Annotated in this window: 14 protein-coding genes; 11 read left to right on the plus strand and 3 right to left on the minus strand. The window is 67.1% G+C overall.

Annotation, left to right across the window (positions count from 1 at the left end; all coding sequences use genetic code 11):
- Positions 1 to 101 precede the first annotated feature (101 nt).
- Both FBY20_RS05020 and FBY20_RS05025 read left to right on the plus strand, forming a co-directional pair.
- Positions 102 to 1,433, plus strand: a complete 1,332-nt coding sequence (locus FBY20_RS05020; protein WP_142050426.1) for an arylsulfatase — start codon at positions 102 to 104, stop codon at positions 1,431 to 1,433.
- Between the two features lie 41 nt (positions 1,434 to 1,474).
- Positions 1,475 to 2,443: a tripartite tricarboxylate transporter substrate binding protein gene (locus tag FBY20_RS05025; RefSeq protein WP_142050429.1), complete on the plus strand. Its 969-nt coding sequence runs from the start codon at positions 1,475 to 1,477 to the stop codon at positions 2,441 to 2,443.
- A gap of 43 nt (positions 2,444 to 2,486) precedes the next feature.
- Here FBY20_RS05025 and FBY20_RS05030 read toward each other — a convergent pair whose 3' ends face one another.
- Positions 2,487 to 3,227, minus strand: a complete 741-nt coding sequence (locus FBY20_RS05030) for an SDR family oxidoreductase (protein WP_056321629.1) — start codon at positions 3,225 to 3,227, stop codon at positions 2,487 to 2,489.
- Between the two features lie 40 nt (positions 3,228 to 3,267).
- Complete coding sequence (locus FBY20_RS05035) at positions 3,268 to 4,608, minus strand: CitMHS family transporter (RefSeq protein ID WP_056321627.1); 1,341 nt, start codon at positions 4,606 to 4,608, stop codon at positions 3,268 to 3,270.
- Between the two features lie 119 nt (positions 4,609 to 4,727).
- Here FBY20_RS05035 and FBY20_RS05040 point away from each other — a divergent pair, with 119 nt between their 5' ends.
- The 3 genes from FBY20_RS05040 to FBY20_RS05050 are packed head-to-tail and all read left to right on the plus strand — an operon-like array spanning position 4,728 to position 7,932.
- A complete protein-coding gene (locus tag FBY20_RS05040; protein WP_056321624.1) occupies positions 4,728 to 5,432 on the plus strand; it encodes a response regulator transcription factor in 705 nt (234 codons plus the stop codon).
- Positions 5,433 to 5,447: 15 nt separating this feature from the next.
- Positions 5,448 to 6,869, plus strand: coding sequence for a sensor histidine kinase (locus FBY20_RS05045; RefSeq protein ID WP_056321621.1), 1,422 nt, complete (start codon positions 5,448 to 5,450; stop codon positions 6,867 to 6,869).
- Positions 6,862 to 7,932, plus strand: a complete 1,071-nt coding sequence (locus tag FBY20_RS05050) for an ABC transporter substrate-binding protein (protein ID WP_142050432.1) — start codon at positions 6,862 to 6,864, stop codon at positions 7,930 to 7,932. The genes FBY20_RS05045 and FBY20_RS05050 overlap by 8 nt, the downstream gene beginning before the upstream one ends.
- A gap of 33 nt (positions 7,933 to 7,965) precedes the next feature.
- On the opposite strand, the gene FBY20_RS05055 is transcribed toward FBY20_RS05050, so the two are convergent.
- Entirely contained in the window at positions 7,966 to 8,700 is a 735-nt protein-coding gene (locus FBY20_RS05055) for an SDR family oxidoreductase (RefSeq protein WP_062840600.1), read from the minus strand.
- Positions 8,701 to 8,876: 176 nt separating this feature from the next.
- Here FBY20_RS05055 and FBY20_RS05060 point away from each other — a divergent pair, with 176 nt between their 5' ends.
- The 6 genes from FBY20_RS05060 to FBY20_RS05085 all read left to right on the plus strand — a co-directional run bounded on the left by FBY20_RS05060 (position 8,877) and on the right by FBY20_RS05085 (position 15,573).
- Positions 8,877 to 9,836, plus strand: coding sequence for an AraC family transcriptional regulator (locus tag FBY20_RS05060; RefSeq protein WP_142050435.1), 960 nt, complete (start codon positions 8,877 to 8,879; stop codon positions 9,834 to 9,836).
- 62 nt (positions 9,837 to 9,898) lie between these two features.
- Positions 9,899 to 10,360, plus strand: a complete 462-nt coding sequence (locus FBY20_RS05065) for a DUF6138 family protein (RefSeq protein WP_142050437.1) — start codon at positions 9,899 to 9,901, stop codon at positions 10,358 to 10,360.
- 285 nt (positions 10,361 to 10,645) lie between these two features.
- Positions 10,646 to 11,731, plus strand: a complete 1,086-nt coding sequence (locus FBY20_RS05070) for a LuxR C-terminal-related transcriptional regulator (RefSeq protein ID WP_142050440.1) — start codon at positions 10,646 to 10,648, stop codon at positions 11,729 to 11,731.
- A 204-nt stretch (positions 11,732 to 11,935) separates the two neighbouring features.
- Positions 11,936 to 12,265 (plus strand): DUF4148 domain-containing protein, encoded by a 330-nt coding sequence (locus FBY20_RS05075; RefSeq protein ID WP_142050443.1) that lies wholly within the window; start codon positions 11,936 to 11,938, stop codon positions 12,263 to 12,265.
- A gap of 288 nt (positions 12,266 to 12,553) precedes the next feature.
- Complete coding sequence (locus FBY20_RS05080) at positions 12,554 to 15,016, plus strand: penicillin acylase family protein (RefSeq protein WP_142050446.1); 2,463 nt, start codon at positions 12,554 to 12,556, stop codon at positions 15,014 to 15,016.
- Positions 15,017 to 15,129: 113 nt separating this feature from the next.
- Positions 15,130 to 15,573 (plus strand): CopD family copper resistance protein, encoded by a 444-nt coding sequence (locus FBY20_RS05085; protein ID WP_142050449.1) that lies wholly within the window; start codon positions 15,130 to 15,132, stop codon positions 15,571 to 15,573.

A 15,573-nucleotide genomic window follows, 5' to 3' on the forward strand; every position in this document is an offset into this window, starting at 1 on the left:
AACCAAAGTTCATTCATTTACGTACTTTCGGGAATATAACGGCCACCCTGCCCTCCTAGAATCCTGGGATCAACCCGAGCATTCACCGAGGCGAGAGCACAATGGAACACAAGCCGAACATCGTCTTGATCGTGGCCGACAACCTGGGATGGGGCGAACTTGGCTGCTACGGCGGCGGCGCCCTGCGCGGCGCACCCACCCCGAACATCGACCGCCTGGCCGCCGAGGGCCTGCTGCTGCAGAACTTCAACGTCGAAAGCGACTGCGTGCCCACGCGCTCGGCGCTGATGAGCGGCCGTCACCCCATCCGCACGGGCTGCCTGCAATCCGTGCCGCCCGGCCTGCCGCAAGGACTTACGCGCGACGAGATCACGCTGGCGCAACAACTGTCGGGCCAGGGCTACGCCACCGCGCATTTCGGCAAATGGCATCTGGGCGACATCCCCGGCCGCTATCCCAGCGACCGCGGCTTTGACGAGTGGTACGGCATCCCTCGCACCACCGACGAAAGCCAGTTCACGTCGTCGATCGGCTTCGATCCCTCGGTGGCGGACATTCCGCACATCATGCAAGGCGAAGCCGGCGGGCCGTCGGAGAACGTCAAGGTCTACGATCTGGATTCGCGGCGCGGCATCGACGCCGAACTGGTGGACCGGTCAATCGGTTTCATGCGCAAGCACGCCGAGGCGGCGCGCCCGTTCTTCCTGTATCTGCCGCTGGTGCATCTGCACTTTCCCACCCTGCCGCACCCCGACTTTGCCGGGCGCACGGGCGCGGGCGACTTTGCGGACTCGATGGTCGAAATGGACCATCGCGTCGGCCAGATCGTGCAGGCCGTGGACGCGCTGAACCTGCGCGAGGACACCGTGTTCATCTTCTGCAGCGACAACGGTCCTGAATACCGCAAGCCGTACCGCGGCACCGCGGGCCCCTGGAGCGGCACCTACCATACCGCCATGGAAGGCAGCCTGCGCGTGCCCTTCATCATCCGCTGGCCCGGCCGCGTGCAGCCGGGCCAGGTGTCCAACGAGATGGTCCACGTGACCGATCTGTACACCACGCTGTCCCGCATCGGCGGCGCCGGCATTCCGCAGGACCGGCCCATCGACGGCATCGACCAGACCGACTTCTTTACCGGCGCCAGCCCGAAATCCCTGCGCGAAGGATTCCTGTTCTACATCAAGGGCGACCTGCGCGCCGTGAAATGGCGCGACTGGAAGCTGCACTTCTACTGGGAGCCCGAGGTCAACGAGGGCAAGGGCAAACTGGAATCCCCATATCTGTTCAATCTGATCCAGGACCCCAAGGAGGAAAGCGACATTCTCATCTTCAATACGTGGGTGCTCGGCCCCATCCTGAAAATGGTGCAGGCGTTCAACCAGTCGTGCGCCGAACATCCGAACACGCCGCCCGGCAAGCGGGATCCCGGCTGAGCGCAAGACGAATCACCGATAGCAGAAATCAAGGGGAAAACATGAAATTCGCTATCCAAGGCTGCGCGATGCTGCTGAGCATCGCCCTGCCCGCCGCGGCCGCCACGGCGGCCGACAGTAATTCTCAATGGCCGGCCAAACAGATCACGTGGGTGGTGGGCTTCGTGCCCGGCGGCACAGCGGACGTGCTGACCCACATCGCGGCGCAGGAGCTGGCGCGCCAGACCGGCCTGAACGTCATCGTGGAGAACCGTCCCGGCGCCTCGGGGGCGATCGCGCTTCAGCTGGTTGCGCGCAGCAAGGCCGCCGACGGCTATCTGATCACCGTGCCGGGCCCGCTCATCTACCCGACGCCGCAACCCGACATCGGCCGCGAGCTGGCCCCCGTGATGCTGATGGCGCAAGGCCCCATGGTCATCGTCGGCCCCGCCCGCAACGCCAAGAACAGCCTGCAGGACGTGCTGGCCGATGCCCGGCGCCAGCCCGAAGCCTGGAGCTATGGCAGCTCGGGCAACGGCACCTCGCAGAACCTGGCGGGCGAATTGCTGAATCAATACGCCGGCACCCGCATCGTGCATGTGCCGTACAAGGGCGGCGGCCAGGCGGTGGCGGACGTTGCCGGCGGACAGATTCCGCTGGCCATCCTGGGCTCCGCGCCGGTCATGCCGCAGATTAAGTCCGGCGCACTGAAGGCTTACGCCGTGACGACGCCCTATCGCCTGGACAGCCTGCCCGACGTGCCCACGGTGGAGGAATCGGGCTTCAAGGGCTACGCCGCGACGCAATGGTTTTCAGTGGCGGCCAGCAATGCCATCACGAGCGAACAGCTAGAACCCATCAACGCAGCACTGCGCGCCGCGGTCGCCACGCCCACGTTCAAGGCGGCGGTCGACAACGCCGGCATGCTGGCCGGCGGCGGCTCGCGGGAAGACCTGCTGAAGTTCATCCAGGCGGACAACGCCAAGTGGAAGGCCCTGATCGACAGCGGCGCGGTGAAACTGGCGAACTGAGGGGCTGGTGAACTGCGGGGCTGGCGAACTGCGGGACTGGGAATCAGCTCATGTACACGCCGCCATTGATGGCGTAGTTGGCGCCGGTGACGAACGCCGCCTCGTCCGAGGCCAGCCACGCGCACAGCCCGGCCAGATCCTGCGCGGTGCCCAGCCTGCCGACCGGCACGCTTTCGACGATGCGGTCCAGCAGCGCGGGCGGGAAGGCGCGGACGGTGTCGTCGGCGATGAAACCCGGCGACACCAGGTTCACCGTCACGCCGCGCGCCGCGACTTCCTGTGCGAGCGAACGGGTGAAACCGATGACGGCGCCCTTGGCGGTCGCGTAGTTGATCTGGCCGATCTGGCCTTTTTCGGCCGCCACCGATCCGATGTTGATGATCCGCCCCCAGCCTCGGTCCGCCATACTGTCGACGACCTGCTTGGTGCTGTTAAAGAGCGTGTCCAGATTGCTGCGCAAGACGGCCGACCAGTCGGCGTGGCCCATCTGCCGAAAGCGCATGTCCAGCATGGACCCGGCGTTGTTGACCAGCACGTCGATCTCGCCGACCTCGCGCCGGACCTTGGCGAACGCGGCCTCGGTCGAGGCCCAGTCGGTGGCGTCGCCTTCCGAGGCGATGAAGTCGTAGCCCAGCGACTTCTGTTCCTTCAGCCAGTGGTCCTTGCGGGATGAGCGCGGACCGCAGCCGGCCACCACGCGATGGCCGGCGCGGTGCAGCGCCTGGCAGATCGCGGTGCCGGTATGGCCCATGCCGCTGGTGACGTAGGCAATGCGCAAAGCCATGGTGCTTCCTTTGAATGTCGTGCGGCAGGCGCCGCGGGAATCAGGCGGCGGCGCCGACCAGCGGAAACAGGCCGAACGCCAGCGCGGCCGCCAGCATCACCAGGCAGACCATCGTGGCCCACTTCAGCGAATAGCGCTGGTGATCGCCGAATTCCACCCCGGCCAGGCCGACGAGCAGGTAGGTCGACGGCACGAGCGGGCTGAGCAGGTGGACGGGCTGGCCGATCAGCGAGGCGCGCGCCATTTCCACGGGCGAGATGCCGTAGCCCTGCGCCGCTTCGCTCAGGATGGGCAGCACGCCGAAGTAGAAAGCGTCGTTGGACATGAAGAACGTGAACGGCAGGCTGACCAGCGCGGTGATGCCCGCCAGGTACGGTCCCAGCGCGTCGGGAATCACGGCGAGCAGGCTCCGCGACATGGCTTCGACCATGCCAGTGCCCGACAGGATGCCGGTGAAGATGCCCGCCGCGAAGATCAGCGACACCACCGACAGCACGTTGCCGGCATGCTGCGCCACCCGGCGGCGCTGCTCGGCCAGGTTCGGGTAGTTGATGATGAGCGCAACCGCGAACGCAATCATGAACAGCACGGGCAGCGGCAGCACGCCCAGCACCAGGCTCACCATCAGCGCCAGCGTCAGGCCCGCGTTTACCCACAGCAGCTTCGGACGGCGCAGGTCGTGATCCACTTCGATCTCGGGCAGGTTCTTGGGGCCGTCCTCGTCGTAACCGGCGTGCAGGGACGCGCCATCGGGCAGCGACAGCACACCGAGGCGGCGGCGCTCGCGCAGGCCCAGGAAGAACGCCAGGATCAGGATCGCCACGATCGCCACGCCCATCACCGGCACCAGCGGCACGAAGATGTCGCCCGCGTCCACATGCAGGGCGCTGGCCGCCCGCGCGGTCGGGCCGCCCCACGGCGTCAGGTTCATGACGCCGCTTGCCAGCATCGCCAGGCAGGTCATGGACAGCGCGTTCATCTTCAGGCGCCGGTACAGCGGCAGCATCGACGCCACCACGATCATGTAGGTGGTCGACCCGTCCCCGTCCAGCGAGATCACCAGCGCCAGCACGGTCGTGCCCACCACGATCTTGAGGGGGTCACCCTTCACCGCGCGCAGGATGCGGCCGACGATGGGGTCGAACAGGCCCGCGTCGATCATCACGCCGAAGTACAGGATGGCGAACATCAGCATCACGCCGGTCGGCGCGATCTTGCGGATGCCGTCCAGCATCATCTTGTCGATGCCGCCGCCAAAGCCGCCCAGCAGCGCAAAGATAATGGGGACAAGGATGAGGGCGACCAGCGGCGAAAGGCGCTTGGTCATGATCAGCGTCATGAACGTGATCACCATGCCGAAGCCAAGCAGGGTCAGAAGCATGAGGGTTATCTCCAGCTAGTCGTTGTTATGTGCTGCCTCCGGCTGGGGAAGCAGGATCGCAAGACTAGGAAGAAAAGCTGTCTGGAACCTGTCGTTTTTTGCTATGCGACAATCGCGCCATGCGCATTCTGGTAATCGAAGACGACGAGGATCTTTCCGACGCACTCGTGCGCCGGCTGCGCCGTCTTGGCCACGCGGTCGACAGCCAGAATGACGGCCTGAGCGCCGACGGCGTCCTGCAGTACGAGACCTTCGATCTTGTCATCCTGGATATCGGCCTGCCCCGCATGTCGGGCTTTGACATCCTGCACCGGCTGCGTGACCGCGGCAGCAAGACGCCCGTGCTTGCGCTGACCGCACGCATCGACATCGAGGACCGCGTCCATGCGCTGGATACCGGCGCGGACGACTACCTTGCCAAGCCTTTCGATTTCCGCGAACTGGAAGCCCGCTGCCGCGCGCTGCTGCGCCGTCCCAGTCCGCAGGCCACGGGCGTCCTGCGATTCGGCGACCTGGTCATCGACAGCGCCGCGCGGCAGGTGACGCTGGCGGGCCGGCGCATCGAGCTGCCCAAGCGCGAATTCAGCCTGCTGGAAATCCTGCTGGCCGGCATGAACCGCGCCGTCAGCAAATCGGAAATCGCGAACAAGCTGTTCGCCTTCGATGACGATGCGGCGCCCAACGCCATCGAGGTCTACATCGCGCGGCTGCGCCGCAAGCTGGAAGGCTCGCCGCTGCGCATCGAAACGCAGCGCGGCACCGGCTACCTGCTGACGGCCGCCGGCGGCGCGCAGGACGAGCCCCCTACCCCGCCGTCACCGTAGCGGTCCCGCGCCACCATGATCCGGCCGCGCCCCGAGCAGCCTCGCCGCATTTCCGTCCGCCGCCGGCTGCTGACCGTGCTGGGGATGCTGTTCGCGGCCGGGCTGGCTGCGATCTACCTGCTGCTGCGCGGCTACGCGCACCAGACCGCCGACACCACCTACGATCAGTTGCTGCGCGCGTCCGTGCTGTCCATGTCCGACAGCCTGCAGCTCGTGCAGGGCGAGTGGCAGATGGACATGCCCTACGCGGCGCTTGCCCTACTGGAGCAGGCGCCGCGCGATCGCGTGTTCTACCGGGTGGCCTCGGCGCGCGGCGCGCTGATTTCCGGTTACGGCGACCTGCCCGCGCCGCCCGCGCGCGGCAACGCCGACGCCAGCACGCCGCAGCTTTACGCGGCCGAATACCAAGGCGAACCGGTGCGCGTCGCGTGGATGGAACGCAAGGTGGCGGGCCCGCAAGAGACCGAAACCGCGATCATCCAGGTCGCCCAGACACGCGAGGCGCGCAACGCGCTGGCCGAACGCATCCTGTGGCAAGGCACGCTGGCGCTGATCGGCTTTACCGCCGCCGCGCTGGCGCTGGCCTATTGGGGATTGCAGCGGTCGCTCTCGCCGATCCAGCGGGTCGAGCGCGAGCTGGCCGCCCGCTCGGCGTCGGACCTGCATCCCATTGCCGCGCCGGTGCCCGAAGAGCTGGACATGCTGGTCCAGTCGCTGGACGGCTTCATGGCGCGGCTGTCGGAAAACCTGGACACGCTGCGCCTGTTCATTGCCGAGGCCGCGCACCAGCTGCGCACGCCGCTGGCCGCGCTGCATGCGCAGATGGAAGTCGCGCTGGACGAGGACGACCCGATGGAGCAGCGGCGCAGCCTCGCGGCCGTGCTGCGCAATGCCGAAAAGCTGTCGCGGCTGGTCAACCAGCTGCTCAGCGACGCCAGCGTCATCCATCGCAGCAACGTCCGGCAGTTCCAGCCGGTCGACGTGGCCGAGCTGCTGAGCCAGGCCGTCTACGACACGGTTCCGCAGGCCGATCCCCAGCCCGACGTCCGGCTGCACCTGCCGTCCCCTGGCGACGAAACGCCCCGCGTGCAGGGCGACAGCCTGATGCTGCGCGAAGCGTTCAAGAATCTGATCGACAACGCCTTGCGCCACGGCGCCAACGAGGACGGCCACATCGACGTTCGCCTGGAACGGCATGACGGCGGCTGGCGCATCACGGTGTCCGACCAGGGGCCGGGCATCCCGCCGGCGCTGGCCAACACCGCCTTCGAACGCTTTGCGCGCGGTCCCAATCCGCGCGCGCCCGGCGCGGGCCTGGGCCTGTCGATCATCAAGCGCGTCGTCGACATCCACGGCGGCACGCTCAGTCTGAGCAACCGCGTGGGCGGCGGGCTGGACGCTGTCGTCACATTGCCTGGAGGCCCCGGTCATGCGTGACGCCCTGACCTTCCTGCGCGGCCTGGCCGCAAGCGCCGCGCTGACGCTGGCCGCGATCGGCCATGCCGCCGAAGTCAGCAGCAGCGGCCTCACGCTGGGTCCCGCCGACAGCAGCAACGTGCTGGTCGTGCATGCGTCCAACAGCGTGCAGGTGTTTCGCGGCGTGCTGGAAGACTTCAGCCGGCTCAACCCCTCCGTGCGGCTGGAGTACACCGAGCTGTCCACGCAGGATCTCTACCGCGAGACCGTGGACCGCGCGGCGAGGTCGCCCGGCGTTCCGTCCGGGCCCGACATCGTCATCAGCAGCGCCATGGACCTGCAGACCAAGCTGGTCAACGACGGCTACGCGCGCGTGCACCTATCGCCGCAGACGCGCGCCCTGCCCGGCTGGGCCAACTGGCGCGACGAGGTCTTCAGCATCGGCACCGACCCCATCGTCATGGTCTACAACACGCAAAAGCTTGACGCCACGCGCGTGCCGCACACCCGCCGCGAACTGCTGTCGCTCCTGCAGGCGCCCGACCAGCCGCTGGCCGGCCGCATCTCCACGTACGACGTGCAGGGCAGCGGCATCGGCTATCTGGCGGCCACGCAGGACACGCGGCTCGACAGCATGGCCGGCGCCCTGCTCGCCGCCTTTGGCCGCAATGGCGTGTCCATCCACGAGTCCACCGAACATGCGCTGGACAAGCTGGAAAGCGGCGAGGTCACGCTGGCCTACAACCTGCTGGAATCCTATACGCGGCACCGCATCGACAACGGCGCGCCGCTTGCGATCATCTACCCGCAGGACTACACGCTGATGCTGTCGCGTTCGGCCATCATTCCGCGCCAGGCGCCGCGCGGCGACCTGGGCGCGCTGTTCCTGGACTACCTGCTGTCGGCGCGCGGCCAGGACGCGCTGGCCCGGGAATCCGGCATGCGCCCGGTCAGCGCATCGGTCGTGCCCGCGGCCGGCGTGCGGCCGGTGGCTTTGGGTGTCGGGCTGCTGGTGTACCTGGACCCGCTCAAGAAACGCCACTTCCTGGACCTGTGGCGCGCGGCCATCTTCCCGCCGCGCTGATACCGCGCTCGATGGGGTGCGGCGGCCGCAGGTTCAATGCGGGCTGGCCGTCGGGCGCACCACCACTTCGCTGACGTCCACGTCATCCGGTTGTTCGATGGCGTAGGCAATGGCGCGGGCGATGGCGTCCGGGTGCAGGGCGACGCGGCGGAACGACTGCATCGCCACGCGCGCGGTGTCGTCGGTAATGGTGTCGGCCAGTTCGGATTCGACGACGCCGGGGCAGACCACCGTCACGCGGATCTTGCTGGTCTCCTGGCGAAGGCCATCCGAAATCGCGCGCACCGCGAACTTGGTCGCGCAGTACACGGCAGCCGTGGGCGACACGCTCAGGCCGCCGATGGAAGACACGTTGATCACCTGGCCGTGCCCCTGGCGTTCCATGCCCGGCAGCACCGCGGCGATGCCATGCAGCACGCCTCGGATGTTCACGTCGATCATGCGGTCCCACTCGTCCACCTTCAGCGAAGACAAGGGCGACAGCGGCATGACGCCCGCGTTGTTGACGATCACATCCACTTGCCCGAAAGCTGCCTCTGCACCGCGCACGAAGGCCTGCATGTCTTCGGCGGATGTGACGTCCAGCGCGCGGAACGCCGCCGTGCCGCCCTTTGCCCGAATCTCTTGCACCAGCGTTTCCAGCCGGTCCGTGCGCCGCGCGCCCACATACACGCGGTGGCCTTGGGCGGCCAGCAACCGCGCCGCAGCCTCGCCGATCCCGCTGCTGGCGCCGGTGATCAGCACTACTTTGGATTGCCGTTCTTGCATCGAAGTCATGGTCGTTATCCAGGTTGTTTTCCGTGACTGAGATGCTACGGACCCGGCTGCCGCGCGCGAATACCCGCGTCTATCGCACCCTTGCCTATTTCTATCGACCGCCATGTTCCGGCCGGGAAGACGCCGGTAGAATGTGCCGCACCGGAACCGAAACACGGGATACCCCCATGACGCTGCCGTCCAGTCCGCAGTCGCGCGAAATGATTGCCCTCATCGAACGCCTGGCGCCCAACGAGGGCTACAGCCTGTCCGCGCTGGACGGGGTGCGCTTCATGCGCTCGGACCGCCCGCTCGGCCGCACGCCGGTCCTGTACGAGCCCGGCATCGTCATCGTCTGCCAGGGCCGCAAGCTCGGCTTCCTGGGCGATGAGGTCTACGTGTACGACGCGCAGCACTATCTGGTGCTGTCCGTCCCCCTGCCCTTTTCCACCGAAACGCAGGCCAGCCGCGAAGAGCCCTTGCTGGCCGTGTCCATCCGGATGGACCTGACCACCGTGGCGGACCTGGTGGTGGCGATCGACGCGCTTGCCGGCGCGCGCTCGGGCGACGCCCAATCCGGCGACGCGCCGCTGGGCATTGCTTCCACTCCGTTGTCGATGGACCTGGCGGACGCCACCGTGCGCCTGCTGCGCGCGCTGTGCAACCCGCTCGATGCCGAGATCCTGGGCCCGGCGCTCGTGCGCGAGATCTGCTTTCGCGTCCTCACCGGCGAACAAGGCGACGCCTTGCGCGCCGCGCTGGCGCACCCGGGCCGCTTCGGCCGCGTCGCCCGGGCGCTGCGGCGCATCCATACGGACTTTTCACAACCGCTTGACGTGACGCACCTGGCGCAGGAAGCCGGCATGAGCGTGCCGGCCTTCCATGTCAACTTCAAGGCGGTCACGCAGACCTCGCCGATCCAGTACATCAAGTCCACGCGCCTGCATCACGCGCGGCTCATGATGATCCGCGACGGCCTGACGGCGGCGTCGGCCTCGGCGCGCGTGGGTTACGAGAGCGCCTCGCAGTTCAGCCGCGAATTCAAGCGCTTTTTCGGCCGCACGCCCATCGAGGAAGTGCGCGACATGAAGGCCTCGTTCGCGCTGTCGCCCGCGGCCGCCATCGGAGATTTCGCGTCCCGGCATTGAGACGGGCGCGGCGCCGCATCGTGTAGCATTCGCCGCAATTGCCGCAATCTTCACGCCTCAGGATGTCCGACGTATCCCGCCCCATTGGCCTGCATCACAAAACCGCCCAAGCGATCCAGGACGAAACGCTGGCCGCCATCCACCGCTGGTTCGACACGCTTCAAGCGCGCGACGACATCGATGCCATCGTGGCCCGCACGCCGCTGCAGGTCGGCATCCACAGCGAGATCCTGCTGGAATACGAGCCCTCGCGCATCGTGTTCGACGTCATGCCCAGTTGGGAGCCCGACGACCAGGACGGCCTGCATGCCGAAGGGCGCAACGGGCCGCTCAGCCCCGACGCGGTGCACACGTCGCTGGCGCCCGTGCTGCGCGAGGCTGTGCGCGAACGCATCGCCCGGCTGGCCGGCACGCGGGCCCCGGTGCGCGAACGGCTCTTCGGGTCGGACAAGAAACTTGCCGCATTGGCGCGCAAGGCCGACGGCCCGCACAAGGCGCGGCTGCTGCGGCTGCTGGAGTGCTAGACGGCACGGCAAGGGCGCGTTTGCGCGAGGCGGTTGAATTAGCCCGGTATCGCCGCATCAACGCGGCATTTGCCGCGTGAAAATGCGCGGCGAAATGCGCCTTGCGCGCAAGTTTGCGACGATAATCGGCGCTGGGCCCACCGCCATTGTCAACCTGATATGCGCGGCGCGCCCGCCGCTTTGATCCGCAGCAGCGGTGCGCCGCCCCCTTGCCGGCCGGCGCCACCTACAACCATCTGTGACACGTAGCAGCGTTTACGTCTGAACCAGAGTTGGAGGCACGCCATGCCCGATCATCGAATCGCCTTGCGCCGCGCCGTCGAGGCCGTGGACCATCTGACCGATCCCGAGCCGCCGTGGCGCGACATCCTGGGCACGGCCCGCGATCTGGTCGGGGCCGACAGCGGAACGCTCATCGTGTTCGACGCGAGGAACAAGCTGTTGACGCTGTCCGCCATCGGTTTCTCCGACGCGTGCGCGTCGGACTACCAAGCGCATTTCTACAGCTGCGACATCCTTGAGCAGGACGGGCGCCATGCCCCGGCCGGCACGTGGCTGGACACCGCGCGGATGTACGACGCCGCCCAGTTGCACCGCACCGAGTTCTACGCGGACTTCATGGTGCGGCATCGCATGGCGCAACTGTTCTCGCTCATCATCGAATCGAACACGGTCTTGCACGCGGCGATCGGCTTTCAGCGTTCGTCCGTGGATGCAAAGGCCGGCGACCGGCTGCAATCCGGAGACTTTGGCCGGTACTTTCGCGTGCTGCGTCATCAGCTGTCGCAGCGCGAGCGCAATCGCGCCATCGGCTGGAAATCGCTGGAAAGCGCATTTTCAGAAGTCCACGAAGCGGTGCTGCTCATCAGCGTGGATTGCATCGTCGATAAGCTGTCGCCGTTGGCGGTGGGATTCCTGGACGACGTCAATGGCTGGACCCTGCATGGCCGCAGGCTGCGCCACGCCGATGCCAAGGTGCAGCGGCTGTTCGACGCGCACTGCGCCGCGGTGGCGCGCGACGGCCAGATGCGGTCGATGGCCACCGCATCGGGGTGGGGGGAACTCTTCTGGGTCGATATCAGCGCGGCGCCGCCCGCGCTCAGCCTCATCGGCGGCCGGATGCTGCTGGTGCGCATGCGCAAGAAGAGCGCCTTTGCAATGCCGGACGTCACCAAGCTGCAATCGGTGTTCTCCATCACGCATGCCGAGGCCGCGGTGCTGGCGGGCTTGGCGGCAGGCCATAGCGTCGAGGAAGTTGCCACCCTGCGTCATGCCTCCGTCCTGACGGTGCGCAAACAGGTGGCGTCGCTGCTGACCAAGATGGAATGCAGCCGGCAATCGGAACTGGTCCGGCTGGCCTCGTTGCTGTAGCCCAAGGACGACGCGGCGTACTCAATCTTGAGTATGTGGTCTGCACCCATGCGGTCCTACGATGAGCACGAAGGCATGAGCACCGGGCGGCCACGTGTCCGCCGGATGCCTTCCCCCGGCCTGCGCCGGCCTCATCCAAAAGCCTTTGCGCGAGAGAGCCCGAGCCGCGGTCCGGCGCCCCTGTTCGTCACCAGGAGTTCCCACATGAAGCCCCTACTTCCCTTACGCGCCCTCGTTCCGGCCGCGCTGGCGGCTTTTGCCCTGTTGTCCGGCCCTGCCGGTGCGCAACCTGCGGCCTCCGCCCCCGCCACGGCCGCGCCGCCGTCCAACTACACCCCTACCCGCGCTGAGGTCGAACGCGATCTGGCGGCGTGGAAGGAGTCAGGCGTCGAAGCCCAATGGGCCGGCGAAGAAACCCCCAACATCAACAGCCCGACCTATATCACCGACTACCAGAAGTACGTCAGTTCGGTGCGCGGCGGCGACATGGCCCAACAACCCGCCAGCCAGACGGGATCGCAGCGCCGTTGGTGATTGCCGCGGCGAGTGGCCCGACTCTGCGGGTTGGGCCACCCCCCAATGTCGTGACGAAAAATGTCATCACACCGCGCACGTCCAGTCGCGCCGGCCGGCCGGCAGCGCGTCCCCGGCGAACGGCTTGCGCCAAGGCGTTACAAGTCCTGCCAGAATTAATCAAATAAAACACTTCTCCCCGCGCTTCTGCTTTAGTTCTAGCCGTTGCATGGTGTTGCGTTTGGCGCGGCTGCCTGCGTCTTGCGTACCGCCGGCATAGAAAAGATCAATCACCCGGAGGAGAAGTCTATGCGTACGTTCAAGCGCAGGGCCGCCGCATTGCTGGCAAGCGGCCTTATCGCAGTGCTGGCGGGCTGCGCCTCGCCAGGCGGCAAGAAGGACACGATCGCCATGGCGGGGCTGTCGCAGCCCGTGGAAATCGTCAGGGACAAGCACGGCGTGTCCCACATCTACGCCAAGAATCAGGCCGACCTGTTCTTTGCCCAGGGCTTTTCCGCGGCGCGCGACCGCCTGTGGCAGCTGGACCTGTGGCGCCGCCAGGGCGAAGGCAAGATGGCCGAACAGTTCGGCCCGCGCTTCATCGAGCAGGACCGCGCGGCGCGGCTTTTCCGCTACCGGGGCGACATGCAGACGGAATTCGCCAGCTACCACCCCGACGGCCAGGCCATCCTGACGGCGTTCGCCAATGGCATCAACGCCTACGTGAACTGGGTCAAGGCCAATCCCGACCAGATGCCGCCGGAGTTCAAGCTGACCGGCACCGAGCCCGGCTACTGGAGCCCGGAGACCTCGCTGATCCGCATCTACGGGCTGACGCGCAACGTCAGCGAGGAAGTGCGGATGTCCGAGCAGATCGCCGCACTGGGGCTGAATGCCGTGCAGGGGCTGACCACCTTCGAGCCGCCCCTGGCGTTGCAGGTGCCCGCCGGTCTGGACGTGCGCCAGATCAACAAGTCCGTGCTCGCCACCTACCGGCTGGCGCGCGACGGTCAGAAGTTCGAGGCGGGCGACTTCCCGCGCAGCCCGCTCGCCGCCGACGATCGCGCCAAGCTGGCCAGCGCCTTGTCCGAGGGCCGGCTTGCCTCGCTGGATCCGGCCTTCGATCCGCTGGGGCCGCGCTATGAAAGCAACAACTGGACGCTGAGCGGCGAGCGCACCGCGACCGGCAAGCCCATTCTGGCGGGCGACCCGCACCGGTCCATCACCATGCCGTCGCTGCGCTACATGGTTCACCTGAATGCGCCGGGCTGGAACGTGATCGGCGCGGGCGAACCGGCGTTGCCCGGCGTCTCGATGGGACACAACGACCGCATCGCGTTCGGCCTGACCATCTTCGCCTTCGGCGACGAGGAAGACCTCTACGTCTACGACACCAATCCCGCCAACCCCAGCGAATACCGCTACCAGGGCGGCTGGGAAAAGATGCGCCAGATCGATGAGACCATTGCCGTGCGCGGCGCCTCGCCAGCAACGCGCAGCCTGAAATTCACGCGCCACGGGCCGGTCATCCATGAAGACCCGGTGCGGCGCAAGGCCTACGCCCTGCGCGCCGCCTACCTGGAATTTCCGGGGACGGCGGCCTACCTGGCCAGCCTTCGCCTGAACCAGGCGCAGAACTGGAACGAGTTCGTGGCGGGCATGGAAAAGCACTACACGCCCAGCGAGAACATGGTGTACGCCGACGTGGACGGCAACATCGGGTGGTTCGGCGGCAGCATCGCGCCGATCCGTCCGCGCAATGACTGGTCCGGCATGCTGCCCGTGCCCGGCAATGGCGACTTCGAATGGCGGGGCGTGCTGCCCGGCAGTTCCCTGCCGCGGGTCTTCAACCCGCCCGAAGGCTATGTCGCCACGGCCAATGAGTACAACCTGCCCGCCAACTACCCGTACAAGGACATGTCGGCGCGCACGTGGGCCGAACCCTTCCGCGTGCAGCGCATCCGGGAGGTGGTGGCCGACGGCCGGGGCCTGACCGTGCAGCAATCCCAGGACTTGCAGTTCGACAACCTGTCGATCCCGGCCCGCACGCTGGGCGGTTACGCCAAGTCGTTGAACTCGGCGGACCCGAACGTCGGCGCGGCGCTGAGCCTCTTGAAGGACTGGGATTACCGCATGGAGACCGACTCGCGGGCGGCGACCGTGTACGCGTTCTGGCTGCCCGAAGTCGTCAAGCGCGTGACCGACCTGTACGTGCCGGCAAACGGACGCGCGGCGTTCGGCGACCTTTCCACCCGCCGGACACTGGAAAAGCTGGCCACGCCCGACACCGCTTTCGGCCCCCGGCCTGAACAGGGCCGCGACGCCCTGCTGTTGCAGGCGCTGGCCGACGGCCTGACGAAGCTCACCGCCAAGATGGGGCCGGATTCGACACAGTGGCAGTGGGGCAAGCTGCACCACATCCAGTTCGATCACAGCCTGGCCAGCCTCTTGCCGCCCGACACGGCCAAGGCTTGGGCCACGCCGCGCTATCCGGTCGGCGGCGACAACGACACCGTGCACCGCGCGACGTTCCGCAAGAGCGACTTCCGCCAGACCAGCGGCGCATCGTACCGCCAGGTGATCGACGTGGCCGACTGGGACAACTCGCGCGTGCAGAACGTGCCGGGTCAATCGGCGGATCCGCGCAGCCCGCACTACCAGGATCTGCTCAAGGGCTGGGCGACGGGCGAGTATTTCCCCATGGCGTTCAGCCGCGCCAAGGTGGACAGCCAGCGCTCGGATACGTTGACGCTGCAGCCTTCGGGCAAGTGAGCTGAGATCCCGGCTTTTTGATCGGGCTGCTTGCTTGGTACGGTGTCAGACGGGGCCCCGCCCCCTTGATGTTTGTCATTTCCCGCCGCCATCCGGCGGCGGAGAATACCGCCATGACCCTCTATCCCGTGCTGCTCATCCTGCACCTGCTTGCCGCCTTCCTGTTCGTCGGCACCGTCGCTTTCGAGGTGCTCTTCCTGGAACCGGTGCACCGGCGCCTGCCGCCGGACGTGCGCAAGGCGCTGGGCAGCCAGCTTGGGCCCCGGGTGCGTTCGGTGGTGCCCTGGTCGGTGCTGGTGCTGTACCTGGCGGGATTGGGGCTGGCATGGCAGCATCGCGGCGCGCTTGCCGCGCCGCTGGCCTCATCGTTCGGGCTGTTGCTGACCGTGAAGATCCTGCTGGCCGTCAGCGTGCTGGTTCACGTCGTGACGGCGTTGGTGCTGGCACGCCGGCGCAAGCTAACCGGCGCGCTGCAAAGCCGGCTGCACACCAGCGTGTTCTGTCACATGGTCGCCATCGTCGTGCTGGCCAAGGCGATGTTCTACATCACCTGGTGA

It is taken from the genome of Achromobacter sp. SLBN-14, from assembly GCF_006715415.1.
GTDB lineage: Bacteria > Pseudomonadota > Gammaproteobacteria > Burkholderiales > Burkholderiaceae_B > Achromobacter > Achromobacter mucicolens.

Excerpts from the sequence above, each read along its gene's own strand:
- FBY20_RS05030 (WP_056321629.1), bottom strand. The coding sequence starts at position 3,227 with ATGGCTTTGCGCATTGCCTACGTCACCAGCGGCATGGGCCATACCGGC.
- FBY20_RS05035 (WP_056321627.1), bottom strand. The coding sequence starts at position 4,608 with ATGCTTCTGACCCTGCTTGGCTTCGGCATGGTGATCACGTTCATGACG.
- FBY20_RS05065 (WP_142050437.1), top strand. The coding sequence starts at position 9,899 with ATGTCCGACGTATCCCGCCCCATTGGCCTGCATCACAAAACCGCCCAA.
- FBY20_RS05055 (WP_062840600.1), bottom strand. The coding sequence starts at position 8,700 with ATGCAAGAACGGCAATCCAAAGTAGTGCTGATCACCGGCGCCAGCAGC.
- FBY20_RS05070 (WP_142050440.1), top strand. The coding sequence starts at position 10,646 with ATGCCCGATCATCGAATCGCCTTGCGCCGCGCCGTCGAGGCCGTGGAC.
- FBY20_RS05045 (WP_056321621.1), top strand. The coding sequence starts at position 5,448 with ATGATCCGGCCGCGCCCCGAGCAGCCTCGCCGCATTTCCGTCCGCCGC.
- FBY20_RS05020 (WP_142050426.1), top strand. The coding sequence starts at position 102 with ATGGAACACAAGCCGAACATCGTCTTGATCGTGGCCGACAACCTGGGA.
- FBY20_RS05060 (WP_142050435.1), top strand. The coding sequence starts at position 8,877 with ATGACGCTGCCGTCCAGTCCGCAGTCGCGCGAAATGATTGCCCTCATC.
- FBY20_RS05050 (WP_142050432.1), top strand. The coding sequence starts at position 6,862 with ATGCGTGACGCCCTGACCTTCCTGCGCGGCCTGGCCGCAAGCGCCGCG.
- FBY20_RS05085 (WP_142050449.1), top strand. The coding sequence starts at position 15,130 with ATGACCCTCTATCCCGTGCTGCTCATCCTGCACCTGCTTGCCGCCTTC.
- FBY20_RS05025 (WP_142050429.1), top strand. The coding sequence starts at position 1,475 with ATGAAATTCGCTATCCAAGGCTGCGCGATGCTGCTGAGCATCGCCCTG.
- FBY20_RS05040 (WP_056321624.1), top strand. The coding sequence starts at position 4,728 with ATGCGCATTCTGGTAATCGAAGACGACGAGGATCTTTCCGACGCACTC.
- FBY20_RS05075 (WP_142050443.1), top strand. The coding sequence starts at position 11,936 with ATGAAGCCCCTACTTCCCTTACGCGCCCTCGTTCCGGCCGCGCTGGCG.
- FBY20_RS05080 (WP_142050446.1), top strand. The coding sequence starts at position 12,554 with ATGCGTACGTTCAAGCGCAGGGCCGCCGCATTGCTGGCAAGCGGCCTT.